Source organism: Desulfogranum marinum, assembly GCF_016918565.1.
In the GTDB taxonomy this organism is placed as follows: domain Bacteria; phylum Desulfobacterota; class Desulfobulbia; order Desulfobulbales; family Desulfobulbaceae; genus Desulfogranum; species Desulfogranum marinum.
Genome location: NZ_JAFFQD010000205.1, coordinates 1 through 253, shown reverse-complemented (window position 1 = coordinate 253; position 253 = coordinate 1). Strand labels below are relative to the sequence as shown.

1 protein-coding gene is annotated in these 253 nt (G+C 41.9%); it reads right to left on the bottom strand.

Annotated features, from left to right (window positions below; all coding sequences use genetic code 11):
* Window positions 1-37 precede the first annotated feature (37 nt).
* A partial coding sequence (locus JWH17_RS23500; protein WP_205225121.1) for a transposase occupies window positions 38-253 on the bottom strand: 216 nt, incomplete at its 5' end.

Here is a 253-nt window from a genome sequence, read left to right as displayed (position 1 = left end):
GCGCCAAGTATAACTCAAAATTTGATTCGTTCTTTGATCAGTATGAGAAAAGTGCGCAGGAAAAAAGGGTCTCACGAGAGAAGAGGATTCGGCGTGTTAAATGATTCCATAAACGTCGGATGCACCCCATTCCCATGGTCGTCTTTATATCTCGAAAAAAAAGCTCAACATCCCATCTTTTCAGGTACAGTTCGGCAATTTCCTCGCTAGGATATTTGATGGGATCCAGCAAGGTCGTTATAATGAAAAATCC